The 15,138-nt window shown below is 60.5% G+C and carries 18 protein-coding genes; 9 read left to right on the plus strand and 9 right to left on the minus strand.

Annotation, left to right across the window (positions count from 1 at the left end):
* Window positions 1-39: 39 nt before the first annotated feature.
* Window positions 40-543 carry a DUF3363 domain-containing protein gene (locus ACTIFP_RS17550; RefSeq protein WP_439569981.1) on the plus strand — a complete coding sequence of 168 codons (504 nt, stop codon included), beginning with the start codon at window positions 40-42 and terminating at the stop codon, window positions 541-543.
* Window positions 544-804: 261 nt separating this feature from the next.
* Here the strand turns inward: ACTIFP_RS17550 and ACTIFP_RS17555 are convergent, their stop codons facing one another.
* Window positions 805-1,557: a HEPN domain-containing protein gene (locus ACTIFP_RS17555; protein ID WP_439569967.1), complete on the minus strand. Its 753-nt coding sequence runs from the start codon at window positions 1,555-1,557 to the stop codon at window positions 805-807.
* Window positions 1,473-1,826 (minus strand): CtrA inhibitor SciP, encoded by a 354-nt coding sequence (gene sciP / locus ACTIFP_RS17560; protein WP_439569968.1) that lies wholly within the window; start codon window positions 1,824-1,826, stop codon window positions 1,473-1,475. The genes ACTIFP_RS17555 and sciP overlap by 85 nt, the downstream gene beginning before the upstream one ends.
* A gap of 375 nt (window positions 1,827-2,201) precedes the next feature.
* On the opposite strand from sciP, the gene ACTIFP_RS17565 reads away from it, so the two are divergent.
* Complete coding sequence (locus ACTIFP_RS17565; RefSeq protein WP_054587369.1) at window positions 2,202-2,462, plus strand: hypothetical protein; 261 nt, start codon at window positions 2,202-2,204, stop codon at window positions 2,460-2,462.
* Window positions 2,463-2,740: 278 nt separating this feature from the next.
* Window positions 2,741-4,324: an ABC-F family ATP-binding cassette domain-containing protein gene (locus ACTIFP_RS17570; RefSeq protein ID WP_439569969.1), complete on the plus strand. Its 1,584-nt coding sequence runs from the start codon at window positions 2,741-2,743 to the stop codon at window positions 4,322-4,324.
* 421 nt (window positions 4,325-4,745) lie between these two features.
* Here the strand turns inward: ACTIFP_RS17570 and ACTIFP_RS17575 are convergent, their stop codons facing one another.
* Window positions 4,746-5,642 (minus strand): beta-1,6-N-acetylglucosaminyltransferase, encoded by an 897-nt coding sequence (locus ACTIFP_RS17575; RefSeq protein ID WP_439569970.1) that lies wholly within the window; start codon window positions 5,640-5,642, stop codon window positions 4,746-4,748.
* 368 nt (window positions 5,643-6,010) lie between these two features.
* Window positions 6,011-6,664, minus strand: a complete 654-nt coding sequence (locus ACTIFP_RS17580; RefSeq protein WP_439569971.1) for a hypothetical protein — start codon at window positions 6,662-6,664, stop codon at window positions 6,011-6,013.
* Window positions 6,665-6,820: 156 nt separating this feature from the next.
* Between ACTIFP_RS17580 and ACTIFP_RS17585 the strand changes: the two genes are divergently transcribed.
* Window positions 6,821-7,375, plus strand: a complete 555-nt coding sequence (locus ACTIFP_RS17585) for a cytochrome b (protein WP_439569972.1) — start codon at window positions 6,821-6,823, stop codon at window positions 7,373-7,375.
* A 414-nt stretch (window positions 7,376-7,789) separates the two neighbouring features.
* On the opposite strand, the gene ACTIFP_RS17590 is transcribed toward ACTIFP_RS17585, so the two are convergent.
* Genes ACTIFP_RS17590 through ACTIFP_RS17605 form a run of 4 tightly spaced genes read right to left on the minus strand, consistent with a single transcriptional unit; the run spans window position 7,790 to window position 9,661 of the window.
* Complete coding sequence (locus ACTIFP_RS17590) at window positions 7,790-8,101, minus strand: DUF1971 domain-containing protein (protein ID WP_439569973.1); 312 nt, start codon at window positions 8,099-8,101, stop codon at window positions 7,790-7,792.
* Window positions 8,098-8,484, minus strand: a complete 387-nt coding sequence (locus tag ACTIFP_RS17595) for a group III truncated hemoglobin (RefSeq protein ID WP_439569974.1) — start codon at window positions 8,482-8,484, stop codon at window positions 8,098-8,100. The genes ACTIFP_RS17590 and ACTIFP_RS17595 overlap by 4 nt, the downstream gene beginning before the upstream one ends.
* Complete coding sequence (locus ACTIFP_RS17600; RefSeq protein ID WP_439569975.1) at window positions 8,481-8,954, minus strand: hypothetical protein; 474 nt, start codon at window positions 8,952-8,954, stop codon at window positions 8,481-8,483. Before ACTIFP_RS17600 ends, ACTIFP_RS17595 begins: the two co-directional genes overlap by 4 nt.
* 17 nt (window positions 8,955-8,971) lie before the next feature.
* Window positions 8,972-9,661, minus strand: a complete 690-nt coding sequence (locus ACTIFP_RS17605) for an alternative oxidase (protein WP_439569976.1) — start codon at window positions 9,659-9,661, stop codon at window positions 8,972-8,974.
* Window positions 9,662-9,739: 78 nt separating this feature from the next.
* Here ACTIFP_RS17605 and ACTIFP_RS17610 point away from each other — a divergent pair, with 78 nt between their 5' ends.
* From ACTIFP_RS17610 to ACTIFP_RS17630, 5 genes are all read left to right on the plus strand, one after another.
* A complete protein-coding gene (locus ACTIFP_RS17610) occupies window positions 9,740-11,284 on the plus strand; it encodes a PAS domain-containing sensor histidine kinase (protein ID WP_439569977.1) in 1,545 nt (514 codons plus the stop codon).
* On the plus strand, window positions 11,274-11,894 hold the full coding sequence (gene fixJ / locus ACTIFP_RS17615; protein ID WP_439569978.1) for a response regulator FixJ: 621 nt from the start codon (window positions 11,274-11,276) through the stop codon (window positions 11,892-11,894). Before ACTIFP_RS17610 ends, fixJ begins: the two co-directional genes overlap by 11 nt.
* 145 nt (window positions 11,895-12,039) lie before the next feature.
* The gene (locus tag ACTIFP_RS17620) at window positions 12,040-14,187 is read left to right on the plus strand and encodes an ATP-binding protein (RefSeq protein WP_439569979.1); all 2,148 of its coding nucleotides are present in this window, start codon (window positions 12,040-12,042) and stop codon (window positions 14,185-14,187) included.
* Entirely contained in the window at window positions 14,184-14,564 is a 381-nt protein-coding gene (locus ACTIFP_RS17625) for a response regulator (RefSeq protein ID WP_062902870.1), read from the plus strand. The genes ACTIFP_RS17620 and ACTIFP_RS17625 overlap by 4 nt, the downstream gene beginning before the upstream one ends.
* Complete coding sequence (locus tag ACTIFP_RS17630) at window positions 14,557-14,835, plus strand: Hpt domain-containing protein (protein WP_062902869.1); 279 nt, start codon at window positions 14,557-14,559, stop codon at window positions 14,833-14,835. The genes ACTIFP_RS17625 and ACTIFP_RS17630 overlap by 8 nt, the downstream gene beginning before the upstream one ends.
* Here the strand turns inward: ACTIFP_RS17630 and ACTIFP_RS17635 are convergent.
* Window positions 14,823-15,002 (minus strand): hypothetical protein, encoded by a 180-nt coding sequence (locus ACTIFP_RS17635; RefSeq protein ID WP_439569980.1) that lies wholly within the window; start codon window positions 15,000-15,002, stop codon window positions 14,823-14,825. The genes ACTIFP_RS17630 and ACTIFP_RS17635 overlap by 13 nt on opposite strands.
* Between the last annotated feature and the right edge of the window lie 136 nt (window positions 15,003-15,138).

Consider the following 15,138-nt stretch of genomic DNA (forward strand, 5'->3'; position numbering starts at 1 on the left):
TATGGCGATCCGTTCGGCAAATGCCTCGGTCTGGCTGATATGGAAGCGACCCGACACTTCGCGCGCGGCTATGTCGGTGTCGTCGATCACGATCGGCACCGCGGCGTAGCGATTGGCTTCGGCGACGAGCGCGCCGAGTTTGATCGATCGATACTCTGCCCACCCTTCGGTCCAGTCTGGCTGAATGACGGCCGCCGGCGCCGCGACAGGCTCCAACCGGCTACCGGGCCCATAGGCGAGGGCGCTTCCTGCCTTGCGCTCCAGCGACGCGAGCTTCTCCGCCTCGCGCGATTGGTCGCCAGGGAAACGGGCAAGCGCTTTTCCGAGACGAAATCCGGCGAACCCGTCGAGGGGAAACTGGCGCGGCGGATCGACGCTGCGGGCGGCCGCTATGCACTCGTCGAGAAGGCGAAAGAGTTCACGCTCGTGCCTTGGAGGCCAGCGCTCGAGCGGCACATCGGGAAAGATGTCGGCGGCATGATGCGCGAGCGCGGTATCAACTGGACGTTCGGGCGAGAGCGGGGAGGGCCATCGATCACTTGATCGTTCGTTGCGAATTAACGTCACCAAGAGCAATGAAAGATTGGCTTTTGGCCTAGTGCAATTCTCTTGTTTCCACAGCGCAGGATTCGAAGTTAGGGGGCTCGCGTCGGTGGGGCCAACAGCGCCGACAATGGGGCTACCCTCTCCGATGAGTTTGGCGTCCGGACATGAGACCCGTCCGGCCGTCCCTCGGCGGCATTCCGCGCCGGCATTGCGACCGCCGACCTTCGGGATGCCGCCAAATTTTTCGCGGCGTCGAAATCAGTCAGCGAGACGGCGTTCGCATACTTGGCGAACAAGCTCTTCGAGTACCGCGACGCGCTCGCCGATCCATGCCAGTTCTTCGGCCGTGATGGCGTAGTGAGGTGAGTAGCGTGCGTTGACGTAAGCCTCGCGGAGCAGCTCGAAGCAGCGGCGGGAGAATTTGTCGGCGCGGGGCCAAGCTTCGACGAGTTCGGGCGCGACTTCCTCGGCATGGCTGCGGAGGAAGTTCAGGCGGTGTGATTTGGGGCTGTAGAGGTTCAAGACAAGGAGCGTACAGTGATAGAAGCGCTCTGCCGCCTGGTGATAGTTAAACGCAGCCAATTTAGAACTTTCACGACCGCGATGAAACTCCGCTCCCGCGAGGAACTCGCTCGCTGTCGAGAACCATTCGTTAAAGTGCTTGCTGGCTTCTTCAAGGGCATCTTCGGGCGGCAGATTTCGCGACTGTTCGAACGGGAATCCCTCAGCTTCGTAAAGCGCTATTCCGTGCTCGGCGATATCAACGAAAAAGGGACGCCCTCTCTCAAGCTGACCGTTAACATCAGTAAGCGTGTGGACTATGAAATTCACGGGTGCCGAGATCGACTTGTGGATCGTCAGATCTCTCATCAGCCGGTCGTCCGTCGCCGACCAGAATTCGAAATCTGCCAGCCGGTCGTCGTTGACTACGATAAGAATATCGTAGTCGGACTTATATCCGCCGACGGGATCGTCGACCCAATCCCCGCGCGCATACGAACCGTAGAGCATGATCTTGAAGATATGCGCGTCGTGCGCAGGCCGGGTACGCCGATCCGGTCGAACAGACGCTGCCAATTCGCGAGTTCCTCCCGGCTCATTCGATAACGGGCGCACGCTTCTTCGGAGGTAATCAACCCGCCTTCGATGGCGGCGACGACCTGTGCCTTGCGCCGGCTGACCCAGCGCGTCGTTTCCGGCGGTGGAAGATTATCCAATGTCAATTCTTCGCCGTGCGGGCCGATCACCGCCGCCGGCCGTATTTTCTGGTTTTCGAGCACTTCGATTCTCCGTCGCGCGGCTTCTGCCGCAGTGTGCCCCCCGGCTCTGTGCAACGGAAAATCACTCGCGAAATCGCGTAAACAAAGCTTCGGCAAACATTGTTAATTGCGACGAACCGTTAGGCGCTTTTGCCCGGCGTCACCTCCCGCCCGCCACGTCGATGCCGCCCGACATCCCACCCGGCGGTCATCGCTTTCAGCGCACAAACTGCTCAGGCAAAACCACGAACACTCTCAAATTCTGATAGGGTAGTCGCTGTCGGCCAACTCCCGCGGTGCGCGGCTTGGCGCAACTTCCAATACCCGCAATTGGTCGATTGCGCCTCATCCGACAGATCGCCTATGGCCACTGGCAGCGAACGAAAAGGGGAAACAATGGCCGCGTCATTTTCAGTGGACGAGCGACGCGAGCATTTTGCTTATTGCGTCCAACTGTTTGGCGGCACCACGGCATTCTCGCGGCGCCTTGGCATAGACGAGCGGGCCGTCCGCCGTTTCATTAATGGCGAGCGGCCTCTCGGTGATGGGCTTTTGGAAGACACCGTAAAGGCACTGCGCCTGCTCATTGCTGAAGCAACCACGGCCGAAGCTCAGATCGCGACCACATTGCGCTTTCCGCCCACCGATCCATCGTAGCGGCTCGGCGACGGCGACGTCCGCTTCCGAAATTTCCTGCCTGAAACTTGCCTGACTGCAACCGGCCAGAACAAGCGATTGCGTTCGAAGGCAATCTTCAAGTTGCTCGTGCAACCGGAATGCGGTGGGGAGCGGCTCTATGGGTTGTTGGTCGCCGTTGGGTTGCGCCGTCCCGCCACAGCCTCTAGATTGGGCGCTCGATCAGCCGGAGACTTTCGTCATGAACAATAACCTGCCCGCAACGCCGCCCCGCCTTGCCGCCAGGAAAGTCCTTGTTCATGCCTTCGATCACGATCTCCAATCTCAGCTGGTTCACCCCTGACGGCCGTGCCGTCCTCTCGGACCTCGATCTCAATTTCCCGTCCGAACGCGCGGGCATCGTTGGACGAAATGGCGTCGGAAAATCGACGTTGCTGCGCCTGCTGACGGGCGACATCGCTCCCACCGCGGGGCATATCGCTATTGACGGAAGCGTCGCGATGCTCCGCCAAACGGTGCAGGTGGAACCGACCGAAACGATCGCCGATCTTATGGACATCAGTCCCGCGCTCGCGCGGCTGCGCAAGGCCGAACAGGGGGAAGGCACTATTGACGAGATCGCCGACGCCGACTGGACGCTGGAAGCCCGCATCGACGAAGCGCTGGCCCATGTCGGCCTGTCCGTCCCGGCCGATACCCCGCTCGCGACCCTTTCGGGCGGCCAGCGCACCCGCGCCGCGCTCGCCGGCGCGATATTTGCTGCGCCTGATTTTCTGTTGCTGGACGAGCCTACCAACAATCTTGACCGCGAAGGCCGCGAAGCGGTGCGCGACCTGGTCCGCGGTTGGCGCGGCGGCGCGATCGTAGTCAGCCACGACCGCGAGCTGCTCGAAGATATGGACGCGATCGTCGAGCTCACCGGGCTTGGTGCCGCTCGCCATGGCGGCGGCTGGAGCGCCTATCGCGACCGCAAAGATATCGAGGAGGCGGCCGCCGAAGCCGAACTTTCAGGCGCTCAAAAGGAACTCCGCCGCGTCCGGCGCCAGGCACAGGTCACAGCCGAACGGCAGGCGCGCCGCGACAATGGCGGTCGGCGAAAGGCGGCGCGTGGCGACGAGCCAGCAATCTTGCTCGGAACGTTCAAGCGCCGCGCTGAGGAAAGCGTGGGCGCAAACCGCCGCCTCGCCGAGCGCCAGCAGAGCGAGGCCGAGGCCCAACTCTCGACCGCCCGCGCGAAGATCGAGATTGTCGACCCACTCTCGGTTGGACTGCCCTCGACCGGCCTTCCTTCGTCGCGCACGGTCCTTTCGTTAGGCCATGTCACCGCCGGCTATGTCGAGCGGCAATCCATTATCCGCGATTTCTCGTTCGCCGTCACAGGCCCCGAACGTGTTGCGATCACTGGTCCCAACGGATCGGGTAAATCTACCCTCCTCGCCCTCGTCGCGGGCACCCTAGCGCCGTGGTCGGGCGAAGTTCGCGTCTGCGTTCCCTTCGCGCTATTCGATCAGCGCGTCGGCCTACTCTACCCCGCGCATTCCATCGCCGAAAATTTTCTCGGTCTGAATCCCGGGACGACGAACAACCAGTGCCGTGCCGCACTCGCGCGCTTCCGCTTCCGCGCCGACGCCGCCGATCAGATCGTCGGCACGCTCAGCGGCGGGCAGATGCTCCGCGCCGGCCTCGCCTGCGTCCTCGGCGCGCCGCGCCCACCCCAGCTTCTGATTCTCGACGAACCCGGCAACCATCTCGACATCGAGTCGCTGGCTGCCGTCGAAACCGGCCTTGCCGCCTATGACGGCGCGTTGCTCTTGGTCAGCCACGACACGGCGTTCCTCGGTGCAATCGGCATAACGCGAACGATCGAGCTAGACCGGACCTGAAAACCTACGGCGAGAAAGTACGTTTGGGGGGCGCGCGGCCATGCTTTTACCCGGCTACGGCCGGGGACTAGAGCGCTCGAAAGCGTGCGTCGGCTGGTCACGCTCTGGACCCGGTCTTCCCAGGGAACCGCAACAATTGGTCGCTTCCTCCCATCTACCCAGATCGCCCAGGCAATGTCCGCTTCTTGATATCTGCGCTCGAAAGCCGCGTGACCGCAAACGGCCATTTTCGTCAACCACACGGGCGGGGTCGAAGCGTCCGCGGTGCAGGTTGCAGAATATAGACTCGACTCCCTCGCCGATCGGCCTAGTCTCGGATCGCAAAGACTTTCCTGCGACCCGGAAAGTCGATGGGGCTTCCTTTGGTCAAAACCGCAGAGGATGACAGGATCCCGTCGGGGAGACGGGATCCTGCTGCACTTCAAGCGGCCTCATGCACAGGCCGTGGCGGCGTGGGGGCTTGATCGCCTGGATAGATATTCGCGAGCGGCGTCTTGAGATGGGCCTCCAGCAAATCAAAGATCTCCGAGTCCTCCTCGGTATCGAACTTGCGCGCGAACAGGTCGGGGCTCAGCGTCAGCCGCAGCGCATCGGCGGTTACGAAGGTGCGCGGGCGTAGCTTGATGTCGCCGTCCGGCACCCAGTCGATCGTACGCAGATCGTCGTTCATCACTTCGCCCTGCGCGCGGCTGTTCATCATCAATGTCTGGAAAAAGGCCTCATCGGGAATGAAGCTGCGACGGTAGAATGCCTTAAATCGCTCGGCACCCGGGTGGTGCACGGCAAAATGGCAAAAGCTTCGCGTCACCGCTTTCCACTGGGTGCCGATGTAAGGCGTCGCACCTTTCAGGAACGGCCGCGGCACGCGCGTGCGGATCATGCGTCCCAGGGCTTCGATGAACATATGGCTGACGCGGTTCATCGTGTCGGGCCGCATCTCTCGCTGATCGAGCGCGCGGATAAACTGTCGCCTTGGATTGGCGCGCAGAAAGCCTCTGATATAGGCCTGCGACTTCAACGGGAAATCCTGTCCGCTGAGGTTGATGTAATGAGTCCAACTGCGATTCATCTTCAGCAACTGCTTCATCCCGCGCAGCTCGGCGTCGACAAGGCTGTAGCCGCCCCACAGAGCCTTTTTCGATTCGATGATCGCGACCCCCTGAAACGGTTTGAGGAAGGCGGCGATGTCGGCAGCGAACTCAGGCCCGGATCCTTTATCGACATGGACGACATAGCTGTTACCCGGCGCATAGATGGCGTGGAACATCCGCTTGAACTGTTCAGGAAAGCGGTGGAGGAGGATGAAATAGCCGATCATGGAGGCATGCCTTTCGGATCGCCGATCCGGGCTGTCAGCTCACCGGAACCGCGATCATTTTCCTGTCCCGGAAAACCCAACCAAAATCATTCTGATCGATAGGAGACAATGCCTGACAGGTGGCCTGCTGCTTTGCGACGCCGCTGGTCCAATGGCATATGCCTAATGTGGGCGATTGAGGCTCTAATGTAAGTGCCTGTCGTCAATAAAGTCGGCTTTTGCCATTCCTGGAACCGAAGCAGACAGTCCGCCACCGGCCAATGGGGGACATCCAAGGGTAAGTTCGTTATCGGCGTCGATGTTTGTTTCACGCAGGAAACGGAAGACATCACTTACGACGGGCTTGGAACCCGTCAAAGATTAAAATTTCAGACGAGATGCGGCTCCAGGCGAATGTCCCGCACCGCTGTCAGAACCCCGTCGCTATCCTTACCGAGACGGACGATCCCGCTGCCGCCCCGAGATTCTTGGGTGGCGCGGTAGGAGGCATCGACCTTGAACTCGCCCTCGAACACGACGTCATCTACATAGTAGGTCTGACGTCCGGCTTCCTTCACGTACAAATGAACGTGCGCCGGTCCGGTAAGGTCCGGATAGGGTGCCGGCTTGATCGTGTCGAAGGCGTATCGTCCCTCGGCATCGGTCTTTACCCACCCACGCAGACTGCCGTTGCGGCGGCTCCATTCGGATTCAGCGGTGCCGTTCGCATATAGGCCGTCGATGTTGGTGTGATGCGCGTAGATGACGACGCCCTGCACGGGCGTGATTCCGTCGAGAGCAAAGACCTGGCCTGACAGGCGCATACGCTCTCCAGGCTCCTTCGGACCAGCCAGTATTGCCGACGCCGAAAGAGTGGCTGGATCCCGCTCGTCGATAGCCTCACAGCCCTCACAGGCGTACAGGTCGTTTCTGGGTCTCTGCATCGCTTGGGCAGGCACAGCCCGTGACCAGGCGGTGCCAAGGCCAGTGGCTCCAAGGACCGTCAGTCCCAACAGCGTCGCTCGTCTGCTCATCTTGGTCATGCAGCACCCCTTGGATTGGTCTGACTATAGATCTGGATATCGGTCCAGCAAGGCTGGCCCGCAGGCTGAGATGTACCGGTACTTCAGCTCCGGCCCCATTTGGCTTCTCTCCGTCGAGTTCCAAGCTAGGTTTTGACGTCAGCTAGAGGAGTGTACATGCGACTGCGCAATTCCAGCCGATCTTGGAGCCTCGTTGCCCGTATACTACACTGGGGCGTTGCAGTACTGATCGTGGGACAGTTCGCTAGCGGGTGGCTGGCCGAAAATGAGAGTAACCAAGACGCAAGTGTCACCCTGATCCGCAGCCACTTTCAGTTCGGTATGGTTCTGGCGGGACTGATCGTGATGCGTATCTTGTGGCGGCTGTCCAACAGCCGCCCGTCCGCGCACACTACCCAGCCAAGATGGCAGACCGTTTCGGCGGCGGTCGTCCATGGCCTGATGTACATCATGTTCATCGTCCTGCCTGTTAGCGGCTATATCGTATGGGTTCACATGAAGGAGGCGATGGATGTGTTCGGCATCTTCACCATTCCCCGCCTTTTCACGCCTTCAGTCGATGATGAATCACTCTGGTCCGGCTCTTGGTACGTTCATTATTTCGCCGGCTGGGCGTTGATCGGCTTAATCTGCACTCACATCGCGGCAGCGCTCTGGCATCAATTTGTCCTGCGCGACGGGCTCATACGGCGCATGATCACGGGTCACTAGAACCCTGTGAATAGCATTTGGCCGCGACAGCGATCCTACATCAGCCGACGCCGCCCAGCGGGACGCTTACGTCGAGTCTCCTGTTCGCAGCGGCCCTATTTTCAATCGCCCAGCTTATCGCCCCAGCCGGACAAGAAACGTGGGTGCTGCTGAAGTGCAGAAGGCTACGGTTGAAGTGCTCGAATGGCCGGGGCGTTGCCCGAGCAGGTGGCGGCGGTGCTCGATGCGTTGGCGGGGATGGGCCGGGTTCGCAAGCTGGAGGATGGCCGCTAAGCGACGTGAGCCGCTCCGAGCACGCATCGACGATCTGATCGCCGGGCCGAACGAGGGAAGCCGTTTCAGCCCTACTGCTAAGGGCTGGATTTTCGCAATTTTGACTAATTTCAGACTGTCAGCTTCCGGCCAGTTCACGCTCTATGCCTGCCCTGGGCCGAATTCTGAGCGCAAGAACTCTACGTGGAAGCGAACGCGGCCCATTGGTTTCACGCGATGAATGATCGTAGGTTCCACAATGCCAGGTTCGGAGTCCGGCAACAGAAGTTGTTCGCGATAAGATCGGCGGGGATCGGTTACCATATAGAGTAGCCTTCCTTCTTCGACCCTGATCAGACCCCACACGCTCTCTTTCGTTGAGTGATCGGCGGATAACCCACGCGGGAGGCTGTCCTCGGTGAACGTGGGTGTCCGCTTATAGACCGAGAGGCCCGGAGGCAGCTGGCTGTTCACGGTGTCGGCGTTCTTTCGCGATGGAATTGCATGCCGAGCTGAAGACTTTCGGAAATTTTTGCAGCTTTTAGTTGCATCGCATCAGCCGCTTCGGCGCCGAGAAGTTCGGAGGTCACCGCAGCCCAAAGCAAAAGCCAACGGGCAAAATTGTCGCCGGTCATGTCGGTGGCATGGCGCAAATGGGCAACCATCGGCTGGCCTTTGTAACGACCACTTGCCATCATGACCGAAGACCAGAATGCCTGTAATTTATCAAGGTGATGCGGCCAGTCCCCAATGGCGTTATTGAAGATCGGCCCGAGAATCTCATCGTCTCGCACTCGAGCGTAGAACGCTGGTATCACGCGCGCGAGATCTTGTTCGGACAGGATGGGGTCGGTCATTGGGAACAACTTTCATCGATGTGTCGTCCCCGCCTGTCGGCTGGCTTCGACGGCCTGCCAAGAGTGTTCTCTCCCTGGCATTGCTGTTTCACAATATGGTCCGATCCACATGTTGCCGGATGCAGACAGTTCGGCGGGACGCACACCATCTTGATAAGGCGGCTCAGGTCGTCGCTGCGCAGTGGCTTCTCGAGCAGATGGACGCCGAGAGACCGAGCACTAGTTCGAAGGCGGGCGTCAGGATGCGTCACCAGAAGGATCGCAGGAGCGAGATTGCCGGCGGCGCGCTGGGCGCGAAGGAAAGCAAGACCGCCGCCGACGCGATCCTGATCGACGATCAGGCAGACGTTTGGGAGCGCGATTTCTCCCTCTTGCTGAAGGTCGAAACCCTCCACCGACAGCGCGAACTCCAACGAGGACAGGAGCGCCGGATCGCTCGCAAGAATGATGACCGGGCGATCTGGCGGCATAATCCTGCCTCCTTCGATCAGGCCGCTTTCTTCCAATTGGGTTCTAACGTGACGTGGGGCGGACAATCGGCGACAGGACCGACCGGCAAGCCCGCCAGTTCGTTAGCGAAACCGTGATTGACGTCGCGGTGATGGGCCTCGTCAGCACGGACGACGAGCACTACGTCGCGAAGCGTCGCCTCAGCAGGCAAATCCCAATATTTTTTCGCGATCTCCGGCGCGGGCACGTTGGCACTGCGACCTTTGTCGATCTCAGCAAGATAATGGGTATAGCTGATGACCGCTTCTTCTTCGAAATAGCCCACGACGCGATGCGCTGTCTTGGAACTAACCAGGTAGAGCGCGAAGAAGCAGAGGTAGAATATCCATTGCACGCCGATGATCACAGCGCGTTCGAACCGCGTCGGTTGCGAGATTTCGATGAACGTCATGAGATGCATGCGTTCATTCTCGGCTTCGTCCATCAGCGTCTTGATCCAGCCCTTGTCGTCGCACATCCGCCGCAGGCATGCGAGATGGTTGATCGTCGCTCCCACCATGCCCGGTACCGCCGCCACGGTTTCCAGCACCACGGCCCGATGGCCGTAACGTTCGGCGAAAAACGTATCTGCAGTCCAGCGCAACACCTTGGTGAACCCCAGTGCGACGCGGTCGGACATGCCAGCGGGCTTGTGGTGAACGCCAAGATCGATGAAGGGTGCAGTCATGAGATTTTCTCCGTAGGACAGCATTAGTCGCATGCCGTCGATGAAGAGCGATTAGGTTGAATGAGGGAGTGCGGATATTTGGATGATCTCCCTACCGCATCATCCCTAGGGGATTTACCGGAGGTGCCGCGGGCGACATTTGCCAGCCGATTCCTGCCGCGCCTCTCGGCGCCGATCGGCTTTGCGATTGCGATGCTGTTTATCGCCGCTGGGGTGGGAATTCGCCTGCTGTTCGCCGACGCGCTTGGCGCGCGCGCAACCTTTATCTTCTTCGTCCCCGGTGTCGTTGTGGCAGGTGCGTTATCGGGTCTTCGGGCGGGAGTTCTCGCCGCTTTCGCCGGCGCTGCTGCTGGTCTTTGGTGCGATGCCCGCGCAGGTCCCATCGAGGACGGCAGCCTGATTGCCGCTGGGACTTTTGTGATCATCTCGCTCGCGATCGCAGTTGGCGGGGAGTGGTTTCAGACCGCCCGCATCGAAACCGAGGCCGCCGGCGCCAATCTGGCCCGGCGCGCGGCGCATGTGCGGTCCATTCTCGACACGATTCCCGATGCAATGGTGGTCATCGATGAAAAGGGCGTCGTTCGCGACTATAGCGTCGCCGCCGAACGCATGTTCGGATGGAATGCCGACCAAGTGGTGGGCCGCAACGTAAGCATGCTCATGCCCGAACCCTATCACAGCGCGCATGATGGTTATCTCGCCCGATATTATCAAACGGGCGAGAAACGCATCGTCGGCAAGGGCCGGGTCGTTGTTGGCCAGCGCCGCGACGGTTCGACATTTCCGATCGAATTGGCTGTCGGCGAGATGCACGCGGGCGGCGAGCGTCACTTCACCGGTTTTATCCGTGATCTTACCGAAAGGCAGGAGGCCGAAGTGCGGCTGCAGGAGTTACAGAGCGAACTCGTTCATGTGTCACGATACACCAGTCTGGGCGAGATGGCGTCGGCGCTGGCGCACGAGATCAATCAGCCGCTATCGGCAATTACCAATTACCTCAAGGGCAGTCGGATGCTGCTGGAGCGCGAGGTTGTTCCGCATGACCGCGTGGTCGACGCGGTCGAGCGCGCGTCGATCGAGGCACTTCGCGCCGGCGATATCATCCGGCGTCTGCGCGATTTCGTGGCGCGCGGCGAAACCGAACGTAGCGTCGAAAATCTGCCCAAGCTTGTCGAAGAGGCCAGCGCCCTCGCGCTTGTCGGCGCGAAAGAGCACGGTATTCGGGTCAATTTTGCCTTTGATCCCATCATCAGTTTCGTACTGGTCGATCGCGTCCAGATCCAGCAGGTGGTCCTCAATCTCGTACGCAATGCTGTGGATTCACTTGCCGCGTTCGCCGGTCCGTCAAAGGAACTCGAGGTCCAGATTGGACAGGATGGCGACATGGCGAAGGTCAGCGTGACCGACAGTGGGCAAGGCATCGATCCTGAAATCGGGGGTCGGCTATTTCAACCGTTCATTACGACCAAGCGCACGGGTATGGGCGTGGGTCTGTCGATTTCGCGCACGATCATTGAAGCGCACGGTGGCAGAATCTGGGCTGAAGCGGTCGACGATGGCGGCGCTCGTTTTTGTTTTACGTTGCAGAAGCTGGATAGCGAGGATCTAGAAGATGGCGAGTGATCCGATCGTCTATATCATCGACGACGATGATAGCGTGCGGGAATCGCTCGAATTCCTGATTGATTGCGCAGGCCTTCGCGCTCGTAGTTTCGTATCGGCTGACGCCTTCCTTGGCGCGTCGCCCTCCCTCGACGGTGCGTGTCTCATCACCGATGTCCGAATGCCTGGAACAAATGGCATTGAATTGCTCGACGCGCTTCGAGTCCGCCATGGTCAAATTCCCATCATCGTGATGACGGGCCATGCCGACGTACCGCTCGCCATCCAGGCCATGAAATCGGGCGCCGCCGACTTTATCGAAAAGCCCTTTGATAATGACATGTTGTTGTCGTCCGTTCGCAAGGCGATCAGCGAACAATCCAGCGCGGCCGAAGTGCGCGCGGAGAGTGAACGGTTGTCGGAGCGGATTGCTACGCTTTCGGTGCGCGAGCGTGAGGTGATGGAAGCGCTTGTGGAAGGCAAGGCGAACAAGGCGATCGCCTTCGACCTCGGAATCAGCGCGCGAACTGTCGAAGTCTATCGCGCTAATGCGATGATGAAGATGCACGCCAAGACACTGTCGGATTTGGTCCGCATGGCAATGATCGTCCGGCTGCTTTCAAATAGGTGATGACGCAAAGCGGCCTGACGGCAAACGGCCAATTACCACCGGGGCGTCCGGCGATATGTCTTGAATCATCACGGGGTGCAGTCGGCGAAAGGCCATGGTATCTATTCGGCATTGCAGCTGGTAATTTGATTCAGAACGGATTTCCATGTCGGGTTGGCATCGCGCCATTATCGCGAACGGTCTGCTTGCCGGCACGTGCGTCGCAGCGCTCCTCATCCTCCTTTTCCTCGCAATCGATGTCGACCGGGGCTTTGAGGAGAATGCGCGTCTGCGGCAGGACGTTTCGGACTCTTATGACGCCAGAGCCGCGTTGCAAGCAGTCCTGAACCGGCATCTCGATATCGAACTCGGCCAGCGCGGCTATGTCATCACAGGTGATGCCCGGTTTCTTCAGCCCTATCTCACTGCCGAGGAAAGCATCGACGCCAACCTCGATTCCTTCGCGAAACTGGCAGGTCGGGGACAAGCCGCACTGGTTGCCGAACTTCGCCGGGAGTCGGGCGAAAAGCGGCGTTTCGTTTCGCGGACGATCGACGAAGTTGAAAAAGGACGACGCGCCGCAGCCGCAGGCTTGATCGCTGGCGGCGCAGGCAAGGCGTCAATGGACCGAATTCGCGCACTTGTGGCGCGGATTTCAGAGACCGAGCGCGCGCGGCTCGAGAAGCGTACCGCCATTGCAGAGGCCGCCCGCCAGTCCCTTCGCCAGCGCACCTTTGTCTTGCTGGTCGGGCTTATATTGCTGCTCTCGCTGTCAGCGATTCTGATCGCGCGCAGCCAGGCGGCGCGCAACAAGGCATATCGCCGCGCGCAGGACCTTGCAGCCCGGCAGGAGGCGATTTTCGACAGCGCAAAAGACGGCATGATCGTGCTCAACCCGAGCGGTAGCATCGAAAGCCTGAATCCTGCGGCGGCCGCCATGTTTGGCGTTACACAGGAGTCGCTCCTGCGCCGCGACATCGGCTCGCTGTTCGAGATTGCGCCCGACCGTGGCCAGATCGAAACCTTTCTTCGCCGCCTCTCCGCGAACCGGAAAGCAAATCCCGGGCAAGTTCAGGAATTCATCGGGCGCAGAAGCGACGGAACCAGCTTTCCGCTCGAAGTTTCCGTCAGTCCGGTTGCTCTCATGGATGCGACATTGTTTCTCGCGGTGATCCGCGACATCAGCGGGCGACGGGAGGTCGAGCAGATGAAAAGCGAATTCGTGGCGACCGTAAGCCACGAGCTGCGGACCCCGCTGACGTCGATCGCCGGATCGCTCGGGCTGATCAGCGGCGGCGCGGCCGGCGACGTGTCGCCGAAGGTCGGCCGCCTCGTCGAGATCGCGCACAGCAATGCCGCGCGGCTGGTACGGCTGATCAACGATATCCTCGACATCGAGAAGATCGAGGCGGGGCGAATGCCGTTCGACATCCGGCCGCTGGCGCTCGCGCCGATCCTCGACGAGGCGATGCACCAGATGGCGGGCTTCGCGCGCGAGTATGGCGTGACCATTCGCATCGAACCCTTGGCTTCGGATACGGCGGTGCTCGCCGACGAGGATCGGCTCATGCAGGTGGTGTCCAACCTTCTGTCCAATGCGATCAAGTTTTCGCCGCGCGGAGAAATAGTGAAAGTCCGAGTGACGGCGCTGGACCGGCGCAGCCGCATCAGCATAATCGACCGCGGTGCCGGTATTCCCGAGGCTTTCCGGAGCCGGATTTTCGGCAAGTTTGCGCAGGCCGACGCCTCTGACTCGCGGCAAAAGGGCGGAACGGGCCTGGGACTCAGCATTGTGCGCGAAATCGTCGTCCGGCTTGGCGGTTCGGTCAGCTTCGAAAGTGAAGAGGGCAAGGGGACGGTCTTCCACGTTGATCTGCCGACGGCTGGACTCCCGGGCGCGGCGCCAAAGAAAGAGGAAGGTCAGACCAGCGCGCACGATGCTTCGCTGCCGACCATCCTCCATGTCGATGACGATCCCGACATGCTGACCGTCGTCGCCAGCATGTTCGAGGACAGGGCCCAGGTCCATTCGACCCCCAGTGTGGCGCAAGCACGCGGGCTCGTGCGGCGTCATCGTTATGACGGCGCAATCCTTGATGTCGGGTTGCTCGACGGCTGCGGGACCGATCTCGCCATCCCGTTGCGCAAGCAATCGGGCGCGATCCCGATCATCCTCTTTACCGCGCAAGAGGTCGATGCGGCGGTCGAAGGCATCGACCTCGTGCTGGTAAAGTCCAGGGCCAGTCTCGAGCTTCTGGTTCGCGAGACGCTCGAACGGATCGGAGGCGCAAGTGAGCTGGAGAAAGGTCGATGAGCATACGGATTCTCTACATCGACGATGAAGCGGACATTCGAGAAATCGCTCAGATGGCGCTGGAACTCGATCCGGATTTCGTGGTCGAAACCCGTGGGTCGGGCCGCGAGGGGATCGCCGCCGCGCGCGACTGGAATCCCACCCTCATTCTGCTCGATGTGATGATGCCCGAACTCGATGGACCGACCGTGCTCGGCTTGTTGAGAGAGGATCCCGTGACCGCTGGGATTCCTGTCGTTTTTATCACCGCCCGGACGCAGGCGCAGGAAGTGGCCCATTTGCGCGCGCTCGGCGCCTCGGGGGTGATCGCCAAACCATTCGATCCGATGGCGCTGGCCGGTCAGGTGCGGGATTTGCTCGATGAACGGAATGGATGAACGCCTCGCCGCCCTCGGCGCGCGTTTCGTGGAACAGGCGATCGAAATCGCCGATGCCATTGAAGCATGCCTTGCGCGTCAAGCGTGGGTGGAACTTGCAGCGCCGTGCCATAGTCTTGCAGGGCGTGCCGGGATGTTCGGCTACACCGCGATCGGCGACGCGGCCCGCGCGGTGGAGGAAGCGATCGATGCTCAGGCCTCACGTGGCGAAATCGAACATCTCGCCGCGGAATTGCTCGATCGTCTGAATCGATTGCGTCAGGATCGCTGAAAGCCTTTGCGGACCATGTCGCCCCAGCCTTGTTTCTTGCGCAGAAACTGCCACCAGCCACGCAGCCGCCAGAAATTGTTGAGCTGCCGGTAGCCGAAATTTTCAAGCACGGCGACGGCGGTGAGAATGACCAGGTCGCGCGCGCGCGGCAGGCGGCGCAGTTGCACTTCCACGCATAGGCTAGGTCGACTTTGAGACCCTTGAGCGGCGTCACCTCGGCGCGCACCGCGTCATAGCTCTGGCCGTTTTGACGAAAACCGACGCCGCCGACGAAACGCTCGTCGTCGAAACCGATCCGCTGCC

The sequence above is a fragment of the Sphingopyxis sp. genome (assembly GCF_051861155.1).
Classification (GTDB): Bacteria; Pseudomonadota; Alphaproteobacteria; order Sphingomonadales; family Sphingomonadaceae; genus Sphingopyxis.